This window comes from Pseudarthrobacter sp. NamE5 (assembly GCF_005796225.1).
In the GTDB taxonomy this organism is placed as follows: domain Bacteria; phylum Actinomycetota; class Actinomycetes; order Actinomycetales; family Micrococcaceae; genus Arthrobacter.
The window spans coordinates 193,031-206,563 of record NZ_VAHO01000003.1 but is presented as its reverse complement, the minus strand read 5'-3'; the positions used below and the strand labels follow the sequence as shown (position 1 = coordinate 206,563).

Below are 13,533 nucleotides of genomic sequence, written 5' to 3'. Positions count from 1 at the left end.
CGAAGGCCCCCGGTAGAATGGGCCGGTGATGCAATCCCCCCTCCCCGTGCGCGACGGCGTCAATGCCACCCGTTTGCGCCTTCCCGGGGAAGGCCCGTGGGACACCGCCATGGACTACATGATGCACCGCTGGGGGCATATCGACCCACAGGGCATCGCGAACAGGTTCGACGCGGGCGAAATTGTTGGCGAGGGCGGGATCCCGCTGGACCGCAGCACTCCGCTGCAGGACCACACCTTTATCTGGTACTACCGCACCCTGCCGCCGGAAAAGCGGATTCCGGTGGACATCAGTATCCTGCACCAGGACGAGCACCTGCTGGTGGTGGACAAGCCGCATTTCCTGCCCACCACGCCGGGCGGCACCTACATCCAGGAGTCGGCGCTGGTGCGCCTGCGCAACCAGTTGGGGCTGCCGGACCTGATCCCCATGCACCGGCTGGACCGCATGACGGCCGGTGTCCTGCTCTTCTCCACCAATCCGCAGACCCGCGGCCGGTACCAGGTGCTCTTCGAAAAGCGCCAGGTGCAGAAGGAATACGAGTGCGTCGCCGCCGCGGAGCCCGCGCCGGGACATCCCGCCGTCCAATTCCCTGTGGTGGTCCGCAACCGGATGACCAAGTCCCGCAGCTACCTCCTCGCGGAAGTGATCGACGGTGAACCGAACGCGGAAACGCGCATAGAGCGGCTGGAAACGTTCGACGCCGGCGCTTCGCCGGGTGCCGCCGGCACCGCCGCTGCAGCATCCGGCAGTGCCGCCCGCCTGGCGAGGTACCGCCTGGAGCCGCACAGCGGGAAGACCCACCAGCTGCGGGTGCACATGGCTTCGCTTGGGCTGGGCATTATCAACGATGCCTTTTATCCGGACCTGCTGGACAAGGCGCCGGATGACTATGCCAGGCCACTCCAGCTCCTGGCCCGCGGCATTCGTTTTGTTGATCCGGTCACGGGGAACCCGGTGGAGTACCGCAGTCGGCTTGAACTCAGCGAGGTTGCCCATGCCCGCGGCTGACGGTTACAGGCCCCGCATCACGGCAGCCGAGGCATGCAGCCACGCCTCACGGGTTTCCGGCAGCAGCGCCTGGTAGTTCAGCCGCGCCCCCGAGACGAGGGACCGGTCGTAGGGGACGTCCAGGACTTCCCTGGTCAGTCCTGCAAAGTGGCTGCTTGCCTTGGCGCGAAGCTGCAGGTCGGTCTGCCGGGAAGGAGCGGCAAGCAACGTCACCGCGTTGGCCACTTTCGCCTCGAATCCGCGTTCGCGCAGGCCGTCAACCAGCCACACGGCACTGGCCACCGTGTCTTCCCTGAGGGTGGAAACGATGACCAGCTCGTCCGCCGCCGCCACCGCTGCCTCCCAGTTGGAAGCCCGCATATTGTTGCCGGTGTCCACCAGGATGACCCGGTAGAAACGCCGCAGTGCAGTGTGCAGGCGGTTGAACTCGCTGCTGCCAATGGTGGCTGCCCCCGCTGCGTCCTCATCCGAGGCGAGCACGTCGAACTGCGTTGAGCCCTGGTAGCGCACATACCGGTCCAGGTCCCCAATCCGGCCCCGGACGGGATCGTCAAAGCGGTCCACCTCCTGGAGCAGGTCAACGGCGGTCCGGGCATGCCCGGCCAGCGGCGCCCGCCAGCCCAGGGTGCCCCGTGTTTCGTTGTTGTCCCACGCAAGCGTGTAGCCGCCGCGCTGGATTCCCATGGTGGCGGCGAGGAGCAGGGTGGCGGTGGTCTTGTGGGCGCCGCCCTTGGGGTTCACCACCACCACGGTCCTGGGCCCGTTCAGGCGGCGCTGAACGTCTTCGACAGCCTTCAAGTGCAGGCGTTCGCGGCGGCCGGGGGCAGCGGTTATGGAGTTTCCGGTAAGCCGGCGAAGGGCGCCCTGCCAGCCTGCCTCAGCCAGGACTGACGGGGGCTCGGGCCTTTCGGCGAGGAAATCCTGAAGGGTGGGAACGCCGTCGTCGCGGGGAGCGGCGGGCGGGACATCTATAGCCATTGCCGGAATTCCTTTCTGTGATGGCTTGAACGCGGGTGGCTTCAACGCGCGGAGCGCCAGTCGGTGGAGCAGGGTGAGGAGGACCCGCAGCAGCCGGTACACCAGAATGCCCAGCCCGATCACCGGCAGGGACAGCAGGAGGATGGACAGGATGGCGAGGGTGGCAGAAGCCGGGTCACCTGCGCCGCCTGCACGGACAGCGGTTCCGGCGTGTTCGCGGACAGCACGCGCCGTCTGCTCCAGGATGAAGGGCAGGTTCAGCATTATCCAGCCGAACGCGAGCAGCAGGAGCGGCACAATGGTGACCACCCATGCGGTCACCACAAACCGGGCAAAGGGGCGGAGCTCCTTGACCCGTGGCTCCACCGGACGGCCGGGGACAAGGCTCAGCAGAACGGGCCGGATCCGGCTGAACAGGTCCGGAACGCCGGCTATGTCGGCCAGGACAAAGTAGCCGTCAAAGCGCAAGGTGGGGATCAGCTGCTGGACCATCCCGACGTGCATCAGTACTGCCGCCAGCAGGAAAAATCCCTGGCCTGTTGCCAGGTAGGCGGCGCCGAAGGCGAGCAGGCACAGGCAGTTGAAGTACAGCCCGCCAAGGTCCGTGCGTATCCTTCCACCCCGGCCCAGGCGGTAGGAGTCCGTCACGTTGGTGAAGAAAGCGGGAAAAACCAGGTAGACGCCGACGCCGATCACCCCCGGCCGGGCGCCGCCATACCGGCAGGCCGTTGCATGCCCCAGTTCGTGGAACACAGCCCCTGCTGTCAGGAGGGCAAAGATGCCAAGGAGCAGCGCCGGGGCAAGGAACACCTGCTGCAGAGATGCGAGGAAGTCGGCCCGGGCAAGCATCAGGACGTCGACGGCGGCCAGCGCCAACAGGACAGCTGCCACCACCGGAGGCCAGAACAACGGCGACAGAAGCCGGGCCAGCGCGTTGACTGTCTTTTCAGGCAGGAGCGTTCCGCGCAAACGCAACGCCAGCAAGGGGTCGGCGGTTGGCGTCCCCGCAGCCTTCGCAGGGCTCGCCGCGGCGTCAGCGACCAAACCCAGGGGTGCCAGCCTGGTCCGGAGAAGGTAGCTAAGCCCGTCGGCGCCCAGTTCCCGGCCGTAAGCCTCGCTGACTTCCCGGGCCGCCTGCGGAAGGGGCTTGTCCCGGGAGACCGCGACCATGACCAGGTGGAGCAATTCCGAAAGCTGGACAACCTGGCCGTCACCGCGTTTCAGCAGGAAGCTGCGGTCTTTGAGCCCTGAACCTTCAACCTGGCCGAGGAAAACAAGGCCTGGCGCAGGGGCCCAGCGCTGGTCAGACGCTTCCTCCGGTGCTGTTGCCACTTTCCCGCCAATAAGCTGAGCCGCATTTAAGGAGTGGGCACGCTCCGGGTTTGGAGCATGCCCACCGGATTTAGGAATAATGCCGGATCACTTCTGGAGCACCAGCAGTTCCTGGACCGCGCCTGCATTCGCGATGGAACCGATCGACCCCGCATTGATGGCCGTTGAAAGGTTAACTGCGATTACCGGCGAGATGTTGATGTCGAAGCAGCACAGCGTTTCCCTGGCGGGAAGCAGTTCCACGACTTCGGCGTCGAGTTCCCCAGGTGATAGCTCGGGTGAAGTGGTCATTGCACCTCAGCCCTCTCCCCCGGGCATTACCCGGGTCCAGATGATTGGACGGTAAACGGACTAATGCTGCGTGATCTCGACGTTTTGCAGCGCAGCGCTGTAGGCGTTCGAGAACAGTGAGCCAGCGTTCACGGCCAAGGACGTGTTGTGTGCCATAACGCCGGCGAGGTCGAGGCTGCCGTCGATGTACAGAGTCTCCCGCGGGGGCAGCAGCTCAACCTGCTGTCCGTCCAGGTCCTGGATGCTGAGTTCCTTCATATCAATCACCCCCTTTCGAAGTCTCCCGTTCAGTCAACGCGGGAACCCGTCATGCATTCATCACTACAGCGTTATTGCTGTGTTGTTTTTACGCTTCGAACCTTCGCTTGGAAGCCCGCCCGGCAACCGGCTGCGTTTAGGATGGGGTACCGGGCAGTAATATGCTCGTTGATTGTTGGGAAATACTGAATCGAAAGAAAGCAGGCACCGCCCGTGGCGGATAGCGAAGGCACGATGGTAATCCGCGCTTGGGTGGAACCTGCGCAAGACCAGGCCATCCGGGCCCGCCTCATTTCCAGCCACCCCGGCCAGGAGCGGGAATCGGTGGAGGCCGCAGGCAGCGCCGATGAGATTATCCTTGCCGTGCGCCGCTGGCTGGAGCTGCTGCAACAGGACGCAAGCACCAGCGCCTGATCGGCCTACGTTTACCCGGCCGATAAAGATGTCCCGGTTGGTATGCAACACTAACTCCTGCTGGAATTCATTTCCCCCTTTTTTGTAAATACTTCCCCCCTCTGTTTCCCACGTTATTGACAGCATCCGCGCAAATGTCACGATGGAGTTGGGGGTTTCAAGTGTTGCCGCTTGGAGGGGAATGGCATGACTGGGGCTCTCGCGCAGGATTGGCATTTAAGCCTGCTGGGGGCGTGGCGTCTGCAACAGGGCAACGAGACATTCCAGGTGGCCAGCCGGGAACAGCGGCTGATTGCCTGTGTTGGGCTCCTCGGCTGCCGCCGCAGAAGTTTCCTCGCCGGCCTGCTCTGGCCCAGGAGCAGCGAAACGCAGGCGGCAGGAAACCTGCGCACCTCAGTCTGGTGCATTTCCCACACGTTTCCGCGCCTGCTTCATGCGGCCGCCGATACCCTGGAGCTCGACGAATCGGTGAGCGTGGACGTTGCATCCCTGCAGCGGCACGTCGCCACACTCCGCGAGCAGCCCGGAGTCCATCTTCCGGACAGCTACCTGGACCATCTGGGCAGGGCCGAACTGTTGCCCGGCTGGTACGACGACTGGGTGGTTTTTGAGCAGGAGCGGCTGCGGCAGCTGCGCCTTGGCGCGCTGGAGCTCATGGCACGGCAGTATCTTGCCGGGAACGAGCCGGGCAAAGCTGTGATTGCGGCGCTGTCCGCGATCAACATCGAACCGCTCCGCGAGTCCGCCCACCTCCTCCTGGTACAGGCCCATCTTGCTGCCGGCAACCGGGCAGCCGCAGTCCGTGCCTACCGGATGTTTGCCGTCCGGCTGGAGGCAGAACTCGGCGTCCAGCCGTCACCCCAGCTGACCGGCCTGGTGTCCGCGTTCCATCCGCGGTGATTACTATCCGGCGCGCCCTTGCCCCGGACCAGCCAAAAATCCCGCCCGCGCTCACCGATCAAAGTGCGGTACCTTGTGCCCATGGACTTCGGCAGCGCTGACAGCTGGGGGGCGGCGATCTATTTCTGGATCATCCCCGTGGTTCTCGGCGATGCCATCTTTCCGCTTGTCCCGTCCGAAATGGTGGTGATCACCGGCGGTGCCCTGTCAGCGGACGGCCGGACAAACGTGTTCCTGGTGGGGTTCCTGTCCGCGCTTGCATCCTGGCTCGGCGACCTGGTGGTCTTCCAATTGTTCCGGCGGCAGTTGAGCCACGTGCTGGACCGGTGGAGATGGGGCCGGCGGGTCCACCGTGGCATCCACGACGCGATCGCCAGGGCCGGCCGGTCGTCCACCTACGGGACAATCATCGGTGCAAGGTTCATCCCGGGCGGCCGCCTTGCCACGTCGGCGGCGGCCGGCATCGCGAACGTTTCCGTCCCCGGCTTCAGCCTGTGCGCCGGAATCGGCGGCGTACTATGGGCCTGCTGGCTGGTGGGGCTTGGTTACTTTACCGGTTCCGCTACCGGGCTGCCGATCTGGGCCAGCTCCCTCATTGGTGTGGCGGTCGGCCTGGTGATAGGGGCCGTCATCGGAATGATTGCCACCCGCCGCCGCGGCAACCCGTCCCCGGTGGACGAATCCGGGCCGCCGCCTGAGGCAGGCTAGACAGCCAACCACTTGCCGCGGCTACGGCGCAAGACCGTAAGGGAACCCGTCAGCGCAACTCCTTCGACGGCGTCGCGCATCATCGCCGCCGACTCCCGGGCCTGCCGGTTCTCGCCGCTGTACTCGCTGGCTTCGACGAGGAAGCGCAGGTTCAGCTGCGGTACCCCACCAGCGATCTGCAGCTGGTGCGCCTCGACATGATGCCGCGTTCCCAACGCCTCCACCGCAGTGTCCATTACCGCTTCCGGCGGGCTGCCCGGCCGAAGCCCGGTGATCTTGAGTCGGGTCTGGAAGGAAGGCATGCCTCCAACCCTACCCAGACCCTCTCTCACTTAACGTCGGAAAACCACCAACCCTCTCTCCCGAGTGAGAGAGGGTTGATGGGAAACCCGCGTTAAGTGAGAGAGCGTCCGGGGTTAGCCGGTGTTCCGGAGGCCGGCCGCTACACCGTTAACGGTGATAAGCATGGCCCGCTGGAGGCGTTCGTCGATCTCCGCCCCGCTGATGCCGTCTGCCTTGTTGGCGGCTTCGGTGCGGACGCGGCGCAGGAGCTCCACCTGCAGGTAGCTGATGGGGTCCAGGTACTGGTCCCGGATTTCCAGGGACCGCTTCAGGGTGGGCTGGGCGTCCAGGAGCAGGCGCTCCCCGGTCAGGTGCTGCACCTCGGAAACCGTCAGCTCGTACTCCTCACGGATGGTGCGGAAGATCCGGTGCAGCTCCTCGGGAACCAGGGTGGACACGTAGTAGCCGGCGATGTCCATGTCCGTCTTGGCCAAAGTCATCTCCACGTTGGAGAGCACCGACCGGAAGAAGTGCCAGTTCTCCCACATCTCCACCAGTTGCGCGGAGTTGCCGGCCTCGCGGGCAGCCTTAAGGCCAGAGCCGACGCCGAACCAGCCAGGGACGATCTGCCGGGACTGTGTCCAGCCGAAAACCCACGGGATGGCGCGCAGGCCGCCAAGGCCGGCACCCGAATCAGGGCGCTTGGACGGGCGGGAGCCGATGTTCAGCGAGCCCAGCTGCTCCACCGGGGTGGAGGATAGGAAGTAGGCCGGCAGGTCGGGATCGTCGATCAGGTTCCGGTACCTGTTGAACGCGGCGTCGGAGATGGTCTCCATGACGTGCCCGTACCGTTCACGCTGGTCCGCGGAGGTGCGCGGGTCGCGGTGCAGGGCCGAGCCCTGCAGCACGGCGGCAAGCGACAGCTCAAGGTTTTCGCGCGCCAGCTCGGGGAGGGAGTACTTGTCCGAGATGACCTCGCCCTGCTCCGTGAACTTGATCTCGCCTTCCAGGACACCGTTGGGCTGGGCCAGGATGGCGTCGTAGGTGGGTCCGCCGCCGCGGCCCACCGAGCCGCCGCGGCCGTGGAACAGGCGGACCCGCACCCCGTGCTTCGCGGCGACGTCCCGCAGCTTGCGCTGCGTCTTGTGGATCTCCCACTGGCTGGTCATCACGCCGGATTCCTTGTTGGAGTCAGAGTAGCCCAGCATCACTTCCTGGACGTCGCCGCGCAGCCGCACCAGCTCCCGGTAGGAGGGATCGGACAGCAGCCGGTCCACGATCTCCGCGGAAGCGCGGAGCTCCTCCACCGTTTCCAGCAGCGGTGCGAAGCCGATCTTGGCGTAGGGCTTCTCGCCGAAGAGGTTCACCAGGCCGGCTTCCCGGGCCAGGACCGCTGCGGCCAGGACGTCGTCCGCGCCGCGGGTCATGGAAATGATGTAGGTCTCGATGACGTTCGGGCCGTAGGTGCGCAATGCGCGGCGAATCTCACGGAAGACGTCGTACGTGCCGTCCGCAGCGCCTTCGAGCTTGATCGGGTGGCCGGACAGCGGCCGGCGTGAGGCGAGCTCGGAACCGAGTACCTCGAAGCGCTCCTCCCGGCTGAGTTCTGCATACCGCAGGCCGGGCCCGCCCAGGCGGTCCATCAACTGGCCGACGGCGTCATGGTGGTAGTCCGCGTGTTCGCGGATGTCCAGGGTGGCCAGGTGCAGGCCGAAGGAGGCAACGGCACGGCGGACGCGGGCCAGGGCACCGTCGGCGGCCAGCGACGCCGAGTGGTTGCGGAGCGAGAGCTCCAGCAGTTCAAGGTCCGCCAGGAGTTCATTGGTGCCGCTGTAGTCGCGGCCATGCTCGTGCTGGGAGCCCGCGGCCACGCGCTTGCCGGTGTTGATGAGCTTGGCCTTGATACAGGTCAGCTTCAGCCGGTAGGGCTCCTGGGCGTTCAGTTCCAGGACCCGCTTATCCAGGCCGGGCAGTTTCTTCAGGTCGGCCTCGATGGACGCCAGCAGCTCCTGGTCCGCACCCGCGAGCGCAGTGGAGTTGGACAGGATGGAGATCAGTTCATCGATCATGCCGATGCTGATGCGGACAGCATGCTGGTTCTGGATCTGCAGGATTTCGCGGGTGACGGCAGCTGTGACGTTGGGGTTGCCGTCCCGGTCCCCGCCGATCCATGAGCCGAAGCGGATGGGCGCATCCTGTGAAGCGAGGCTCACGCCGTGCTCGGCCAGCAGTTCGGAGAGTTCGGTGAGCATCTCCGGCATGGCGTCGGTCAGGATGCCGCCGAGGTAGTAGATGGCATTCCGGGCCTCGTCGACGGGAGTGGGCCGGACCTGGCGGAGTTCGTCCGTCTGCCACATCTGGTCGATGATTTCTGCCAGCTGGCGGTCCTGGCGGCGGCGGGCGGTGGTGCCCTCGACGGTGGGCTGGGCCAGCACGTCGGAGATCTTGCGGATCTTGTCCAGCACCGAGCGCCGCGACGCCTCGGTGGGGTGGGCAGTGAAGATGGGGCGGACGTCCAGCCCGTTCACCACTTCCTGCAGGACCGCCGGGCCGGCCTGGCCGGCGATCTCCGCCACGGTCTTCGCCAGCCAGCCGTCCTTTTCCGCACGCGTGCGCAGGCCGCGGACGCGGTGCACCTGCTCGGCAGCATTCGCAAGGTGGAAGTAGAAGGCGAAGGCACGGACAAGGTCGGTGGCCTGCTCGATCGGCAGGGAGCCGAGGAGCTCGCGGACCTGGGCAACGACGTCGTGCGCGCTCCAGGGCCCGGTGGCATCCGCTCCGCCTCGGGCCGCTTCCTTGGATTCCTTGGTCAGGAGGCGGACCTGCTCCACCAGGTCAAGGAGTTCGGGGCCATGCTGGCGGACCAGCGATTCGCCCAGCAGAGTGGAAACGCGACGGACGTCTGCCCTGAGTTCGGAGGCAAGATCGGTTTCGGGATTCGTTGCAGTGTGAGCCATGGAAACTATCTTTCGAGGGTTCGGACTTGGCTCGTACACTGCGCTGGATACTGTGAGCCACGTAACTAGCTAAAGATGCTACCCGCAGTGGCGCGCCATGGGGGAATCCGTCTCAGTAAATGTCGTTCGCCGGGTAACCTACATGGCGCTTGACGTGTTCAAGTTCCGTCCGCAGCTGCTCAACTTCGGTTTTGTAGGCGGCAAATTCGGCGTTCCGCCGCCCCGCCAACCGGGCATTCACGGCCAGGGCCGCGAGCGCCACGGGCACGGAGAGCGCCAGGGCCCAGCCTGCCGCAGCAAAGAAATCAAGTGCCACCGGCAGGGCGGACCGGAAGTCAACGAACTCATTGACGCCGTTGGTCACGCCGCCCAGGGCACCTTCCAGCGGTTCCAGGAACTTTCCCACCACCGGGGTCCCGGACAGCTCGGGAGGGCTGAGCTTCGGCTGCCCGTCACCGCCCCAGCGGCCGTCGCCCAGGTGGTTCAGGACGTAGATTCCGGCACCCGCACTCGCGGCCATGAAGACCACGATGGAAGCCAGTAGTGCCAGGTCGGGCCGCGGCGGCCGCCACAGGAACAGCGCCGCTCCGGCCACCACCGCGGTGATCCACGTCAGCGCCCTGAGCCATTCGATGCTTACTCCTGCAAGGATGTCCATCCCACCTATTCAACCTTGCGGACCACCTTGATGTTGAAATCAGGGATGCCCAGCGCGGCGTAGATGCGCAGCCACAGCGGCAGCAGCATTTCTGCTCCGCGTGCACTGGTGATGTCACCCAGGTCAATGATGTCCCGGTGCCCCAACGCCTGCAGAAGTTCCGCGACAGTTGCTTTGGCGGTGTCGTCATCGCCCGAAACGAACACCGTGTGGTCCCCGCCCGCGATCTTGCCGGGGTTGACCATGAGACCTGCGTTCATTGTGTTGAGGGTCTTCACCACCATCGCGCCGGGAAAGGCCCGCTGGATCCTCTCAGCGAGGCTGTCCGTGTTGACCGGATTCAGCACCGGCGGCATTCCCTGGGTGAAGTCCAGTGGGTTGGAGACGTCCATCAGCACCTTCCCGGCAAGCCTTGCCGCCCCCGCGGCACCGAGGGCATCCAGTGAACCCGCGCCTTTCGTCGCGTTCACCACCATCTCCGCGGCCCCGGCGGCCCCGGCAAACGTCTCCAACCGGATATTGCGGTGGGCAGCACGCCATTCCTTGAAGGGCGGTCCTCCCATCATGTCCGGCCGGGTCCTCCCGGCGGTGCCCTCCGGGTCCCGGGTGCCCATCACCACCTCGTGTTCCAGCGCGGCGAATGCCCCGGCAAGGACGCGCCCCACGGTTCCTGTTCCAAGAACAGCAATCTTCATGGCCCCTCCCGTTGGAAAGTAGCGACATGTCAGGTGCAGGCAGCACCGGCAAGCGGCGCCGCCCTGCTGGTTCCGAGGGTACTCCGCACCCGGGGCCGGGCAAGGGGTGGAATGAACGCCGGACCCGCGGAGTTGTAGCCGGGGCACCCGACATACCGTGAAAGGAACCATGGACACTGCCCCGGCCGCCAAAACAGAGCGCTGGCAGCGCTTCCGCGACAACCGCAACAAGGCCCTCGCCGACCGCCACGGCTGGCTGACGCTCACCTCCTTCCAGTGGCTGGAAGACAGCCCTTCCGCCGTCGAGCTGGCACCCGGGCTGTGGTCAACGGACGGTACGACGGCGGCACTCGCCGCACTGCCTGCGGACGGACTGTCCCTGGTGGGGACGGGTGAACCGGTAGCGGGCACGATAACAGCTGTCCTGGCGGACGAGGAGTCGCTGATTTGGGTGCAGTTCGGCGGGCCCGGCGGGGACCAAGTGGTGGTGGAACTGGCCATGCGGGCCGGGAAGTACGCCATCCGCACCCGGGACACGGCCTCGCCCGTCCTCACCGGGTTCGGCGGGGTCCCCACCTACCCCTACAACCCGGACTGGGAAGTGACGGGCAGGTTCGAGCCCTATCCGGAGCCGGTGGATGTTCCCATCGCCACGGCTAACCCGCTGGTGGACGGCGTGCACCGCTCCGTGGGCGAGGTGGTATTCCGTGTGCCCGGCAGCGGCCACGAGTTCCGGCTGCAGGCGGAGGAGGAAAGGCTTGAGGCCCTGACCGTCACCTTCCATGACGAAACCAACGGTGACACCACGGACGACTGGCGCAAGCTGGCCGTGCCCCGGCCGCGGCCGGACAAGAGCGTGGTCCTGGACTTTAACCGCGCCATCAACTACCCTAGCGCCTTCACCCCCTACGGCACCTGCCCCATGCCCGTAAGGAACAACACGCTGGACGTGCGGGTGGAGGCCGGCGAGAAGCTGCCCGCAGGGTGAAGCAGCGGCAGTCAGGCGATGGCTGAGATCCCGGTGACCGCCCGGCCCACTATCAGCGTGTTGATCTCGAAGGATCCTTCGTAGGTGTAGATGGCCTCGGCGTCGGAAAAGATCTTGGCCATCCGATAATCGGTGACTATGCCGTTGCCCCCCAGGATGGACCGGCCCAGCGCCACCGTCTCGCGCATCCGCGCGCTCAGGTACGACTTCGCCAAGGCCACCTGCGGCATGCCGGCGGCGCCCTCATCCTGCAGCCGTGCAAGCCCAGCCATCATCCCCATGCTTGCCACGGCGTTGCCCAGCATGGTCACCAGTTGTTGCTGGATCAGCTGGAAGTGCGCCAGCGGGCGGCCGAACTGCCGGCGCTCGACGGCGTACTGCCGGGCGACGTCGAAGGCCGCCAGCTGCTGGCCTACCGCCTGCCAGGCCACCATGACGCGCGAGCCCCGGAGCAGCTCCTTCGTGTCCTCGAAGCTGTTGATGGAGGCAAACCTGTCGGCTTCGGCCACCCGCACGTCCCGGAACACGATGTCCGCGTTCTGCACCGTCCGCAGCGCAATCTTGTTCTCGATCCTGGTCCGGCTGACCCCCGGCAGGGTGGCGTCCACGATGAACCCGCGGACGGACCCGTCCGCCTCGTCGCCTGCCCACACCAGCATGTAGTCGCAGAACGTCCCGTTGCCGATCCACCGCTTGGCGCCGTTCAGCACCCAGGCGTCACCGCCGTCGTCCGGCTCGCCGGTCGCGGAGGAGATCCGCCGGGCGCGGGTTTCCAAGCCCCCGGCAACGTCCGAGCCGTGGTTCGGCTCGGTAAGGGCGAAGGCCCCCGTGATGCGCAGGCTTGAGGCGTCCGCCAGCAGCCGCTGCTTCTGGTCCTCGCTCCCGAAGTCGTGCAGGGACTGGACGAACAGGTCGTGGTGGACCAGGAAGAAGGTGGCGATGGACGTGTCCACCCGGGTCACGTCGGCAATGACCAGGCCGGCGAACAGGTTGCTGTAGCCCCGCTGGGCCGGCGTGCTCAGTTCCAGGGCAGCGAGCTTGGGCAGGATATGGGCGGGGAATTCGGCTTTGTTCCACCAGTCCCCGGCATATGGGGCGATCTCCGCGGCCAGGAATTCCCTCAGCTCGGCCAGCTTGTCCCGTTCCGCCTTGTCCAGCAGGAATTCAAAGGCATAAAAGTCGGCGGATGGCAGGTCAGCCAGGTTGTCCCCCTTCATCCCGGTGGCAGTCACTTCGGCCCCATCCGGATGGCGCCGTCCAGGCGGATGGTTTCGCCATTCAGCATGGCGTTGTCCACGATGTGGGCCACGAGGTTCGCGTACTCGTCAGGCTTTCCCAGCCGGGAGGGGTGCGGCACCTGTGCCCCCAGGGAGTCCTGCGCTTCCTGCGGCAGGCCCGCCATCATGGGGGTTTCGAAAATGCCGGGTGCGATGGTCACCACCCGCACCAGTGAGCGCGCCAGCTCCCGCGCGACCGGCAGCGTCATGGCCGCCACCGCCCCCTTCGAGGCCGCGTATGCCGGCTGGCCGATCTGCCCCTCGAACGCCGCAACCGAGGCAGTGTTGATGATGACACCCCGCTCGGGCCCGCCCAGCGCGGTGACGGCCGGCTCGGTGGCAACCATCGCCGCCGCCGCCAGCCGCAGCACGTTGAAGGTACCCACGAGGTTCACCTGGATGACCCGGTTGAACACCTCGAGCGGCAGCACGCCATCCCGGCCCAGCACCTTCCCGGGGGTGGCAATTCCGGCGCAGTTCACCACGATCCGCAGCGGCCCCAGGCCCGCAGCGGTGTCGACGGCGGCCTGCACCTCCGCTTCGCGGGTCACGTCTGCAGGGGAGAAGACGGCGGACTTTCCGGGGGCGCCGAAGGCGTTGAGTTCTTCTGCGAGCGCCGCCCCGGCAGAGGACGGAAGGTCAACCAGCACGACGGAAGCGTCGCCGTCGAACAGGCGCCGGGCAGTGGCCGCCCCCAGGCCGGAAGCTCCCCCGGTGATGAGCGCTACAGTACCTTTGACGTCCACACATCCTCCTTGATGCCTGTCCCCCTGCCGCGTCGCA

The 13,533-nt window shown here is 66.1% G+C and carries 14 protein-coding genes; 5 read left to right on the top strand and 9 right to left on the bottom strand.

Features of this window, described 5'->3' with window-relative positions:
- The first annotated feature begins 28 nt into the window (after window positions 1-28).
- On the top strand, window positions 29-1,012 hold the full coding sequence (locus FDW84_RS06210) for an RluA family pseudouridine synthase (protein WP_138607785.1): 984 nt from the start codon (window positions 29-31) through the stop codon (window positions 1,010-1,012).
- A 3-nt stretch (window positions 1,013-1,015) separates the two neighbouring features.
- Here the strand turns inward: FDW84_RS06210 and FDW84_RS06205 are convergent, their stop codons facing one another.
- From FDW84_RS06205 to FDW84_RS06195, 3 genes are all read right to left on the bottom strand, one after another.
- Complete coding sequence (locus tag FDW84_RS06205; RefSeq protein ID WP_138607593.1) at window positions 1,016-3,322, bottom strand: MinD/ParA family ATP-binding protein; 2,307 nt, start codon at window positions 3,320-3,322, stop codon at window positions 1,016-1,018.
- 87 nt (window positions 3,323-3,409) lie between these two features.
- On the bottom strand, window positions 3,410-3,613 hold the full coding sequence (locus tag FDW84_RS06200; protein WP_138607591.1) for a hypothetical protein: 204 nt from the start codon (window positions 3,611-3,613) through the stop codon (window positions 3,410-3,412).
- Between the two features lie 60 nt (window positions 3,614-3,673).
- Window positions 3,674-3,871 carry a hypothetical protein gene (locus FDW84_RS06195; RefSeq protein ID WP_138607589.1) on the bottom strand — a complete coding sequence of 66 codons (198 nt, stop codon included), beginning with the start codon at window positions 3,869-3,871 and terminating at the stop codon, window positions 3,674-3,676.
- 213 nt (window positions 3,872-4,084) lie between these two features.
- On the opposite strand from FDW84_RS06195, the gene FDW84_RS06190 reads away from it, so the two are divergent.
- The 3 genes from FDW84_RS06190 to FDW84_RS06180 all read left to right on the top strand — a co-directional run bounded on the left by FDW84_RS06190 (window position 4,085) and on the right by FDW84_RS06180 (window position 5,893).
- Entirely contained in the window at window positions 4,085-4,285 is a 201-nt protein-coding gene (locus FDW84_RS06190; RefSeq protein WP_138607587.1) for a hypothetical protein, read from the top strand.
- A gap of 186 nt (window positions 4,286-4,471) precedes the next feature.
- Window positions 4,472-5,185 (top strand): AfsR/SARP family transcriptional regulator, encoded by a 714-nt coding sequence (locus tag FDW84_RS06185; RefSeq protein WP_138607585.1) that lies wholly within the window; start codon window positions 4,472-4,474, stop codon window positions 5,183-5,185.
- 81 nt (window positions 5,186-5,266) lie between these two features.
- Window positions 5,267-5,893, top strand: coding sequence for a DedA family protein (locus tag FDW84_RS06180; RefSeq protein WP_138607583.1), 627 nt, complete (start codon window positions 5,267-5,269; stop codon window positions 5,891-5,893).
- Here FDW84_RS06180 and FDW84_RS06175 read toward each other — a convergent pair.
- The 4 genes from FDW84_RS06175 to FDW84_RS06160 all read right to left on the bottom strand — a co-directional run bounded on the left by FDW84_RS06175 (window position 5,890) and on the right by FDW84_RS06160 (window position 10,485).
- Window positions 5,890-6,195: a hypothetical protein gene (locus tag FDW84_RS06175; RefSeq protein ID WP_138607581.1), complete on the bottom strand. Its 306-nt coding sequence runs from the start codon at window positions 6,193-6,195 to the stop codon at window positions 5,890-5,892. The genes FDW84_RS06180 and FDW84_RS06175 overlap by 4 nt on opposite strands.
- 114 nt (window positions 6,196-6,309) lie before the next feature.
- Window positions 6,310-9,132 (bottom strand): phosphoenolpyruvate carboxylase, encoded by a 2,823-nt coding sequence (ppc, locus tag FDW84_RS06170; RefSeq protein ID WP_138607579.1) that lies wholly within the window; start codon window positions 9,130-9,132, stop codon window positions 6,310-6,312.
- A gap of 112 nt (window positions 9,133-9,244) precedes the next feature.
- The gene (locus FDW84_RS06165; protein WP_171046673.1) at window positions 9,245-9,790 is read right to left on the bottom strand and encodes a hypothetical protein; all 546 of its coding nucleotides are present in this window, start codon (window positions 9,788-9,790) and stop codon (window positions 9,245-9,247) included.
- Between the two features lie 5 nt (window positions 9,791-9,795).
- Entirely contained in the window at window positions 9,796-10,485 is a 690-nt protein-coding gene (locus FDW84_RS06160) for an NADPH-dependent F420 reductase (protein WP_138607577.1), read from the bottom strand.
- Between the two features lie 169 nt (window positions 10,486-10,654).
- Between FDW84_RS06160 and FDW84_RS06155 the strand changes: the two genes are divergently transcribed.
- Window positions 10,655-11,473 (top strand): DUF1684 domain-containing protein, encoded by an 819-nt coding sequence (locus FDW84_RS06155; RefSeq protein WP_138607575.1) that lies wholly within the window; start codon window positions 10,655-10,657, stop codon window positions 11,471-11,473.
- Window positions 11,474-11,484: 11 nt separating this feature from the next.
- On the opposite strand, the gene FDW84_RS06150 is transcribed toward FDW84_RS06155, so the two are convergent.
- Both FDW84_RS06150 and FDW84_RS06145 read right to left on the bottom strand, forming a co-directional pair.
- Window positions 11,485-12,690, bottom strand: coding sequence for an acyl-CoA dehydrogenase family protein (locus FDW84_RS06150; RefSeq protein WP_138607781.1), 1,206 nt, complete (start codon window positions 12,688-12,690; stop codon window positions 11,485-11,487).
- Between the two features lie 11 nt (window positions 12,691-12,701).
- Entirely contained in the window at window positions 12,702-13,496 is a 795-nt protein-coding gene (locus tag FDW84_RS06145) for an SDR family NAD(P)-dependent oxidoreductase (protein WP_138607573.1), read from the bottom strand.
- Between the last annotated feature and the right edge of the window lie 37 nt (window positions 13,497-13,533).

What these genes read in the sequence shown, in the direction of transcription:
- FDW84_RS06210 (WP_138607785.1), top strand. Translation starts at nt 29, where the DNA reads ATGCAATCCCCCCTCCCCGTGCGCGACGGCGTCAATGCCACCCGTTTG.
- FDW84_RS06200 (WP_138607591.1), bottom strand. Translation starts at nt 3,613, where the DNA reads ATGACCACTTCACCCGAGCTATCACCTGGGGAACTCGACGCCGAAGTC.
- FDW84_RS06195 (WP_138607589.1), bottom strand. Translation starts at nt 3,871, where the DNA reads ATGAAGGAACTCAGCATCCAGGACCTGGACGGACAGCAGGTTGAGCTG.
- FDW84_RS06185 (WP_138607585.1), top strand. Translation starts at nt 4,472, where the DNA reads ATGACTGGGGCTCTCGCGCAGGATTGGCATTTAAGCCTGCTGGGGGCG.
- FDW84_RS06180 (WP_138607583.1), top strand. Translation starts at nt 5,267, where the DNA reads ATGGACTTCGGCAGCGCTGACAGCTGGGGGGCGGCGATCTATTTCTGG.
- FDW84_RS06175 (WP_138607581.1), bottom strand. Translation starts at nt 6,195, where the DNA reads ATGCCTTCCTTCCAGACCCGACTCAAGATCACCGGGCTTCGGCCGGGC.
- ppc (WP_138607579.1), bottom strand. Translation starts at nt 9,132, where the DNA reads ATGGCTCACACTGCAACGAATCCCGAAACCGATCTTGCCTCCGAACTC.
- FDW84_RS06165 (WP_171046673.1), bottom strand. Translation starts at nt 9,790, where the DNA reads ATGGACATCCTTGCAGGAGTAAGCATCGAATGGCTCAGGGCGCTGACG.
- FDW84_RS06160 (WP_138607577.1), bottom strand. Translation starts at nt 10,485, where the DNA reads ATGAAGATTGCTGTTCTTGGAACAGGAACCGTGGGGCGCGTCCTTGCC.
- FDW84_RS06155 (WP_138607575.1), top strand. Translation starts at nt 10,655, where the DNA reads ATGGACACTGCCCCGGCCGCCAAAACAGAGCGCTGGCAGCGCTTCCGC.
- FDW84_RS06150 (WP_138607781.1), bottom strand. Translation starts at nt 12,690, where the DNA reads ATGAAGGGGGACAACCTGGCTGACCTGCCATCCGCCGACTTTTATGCC.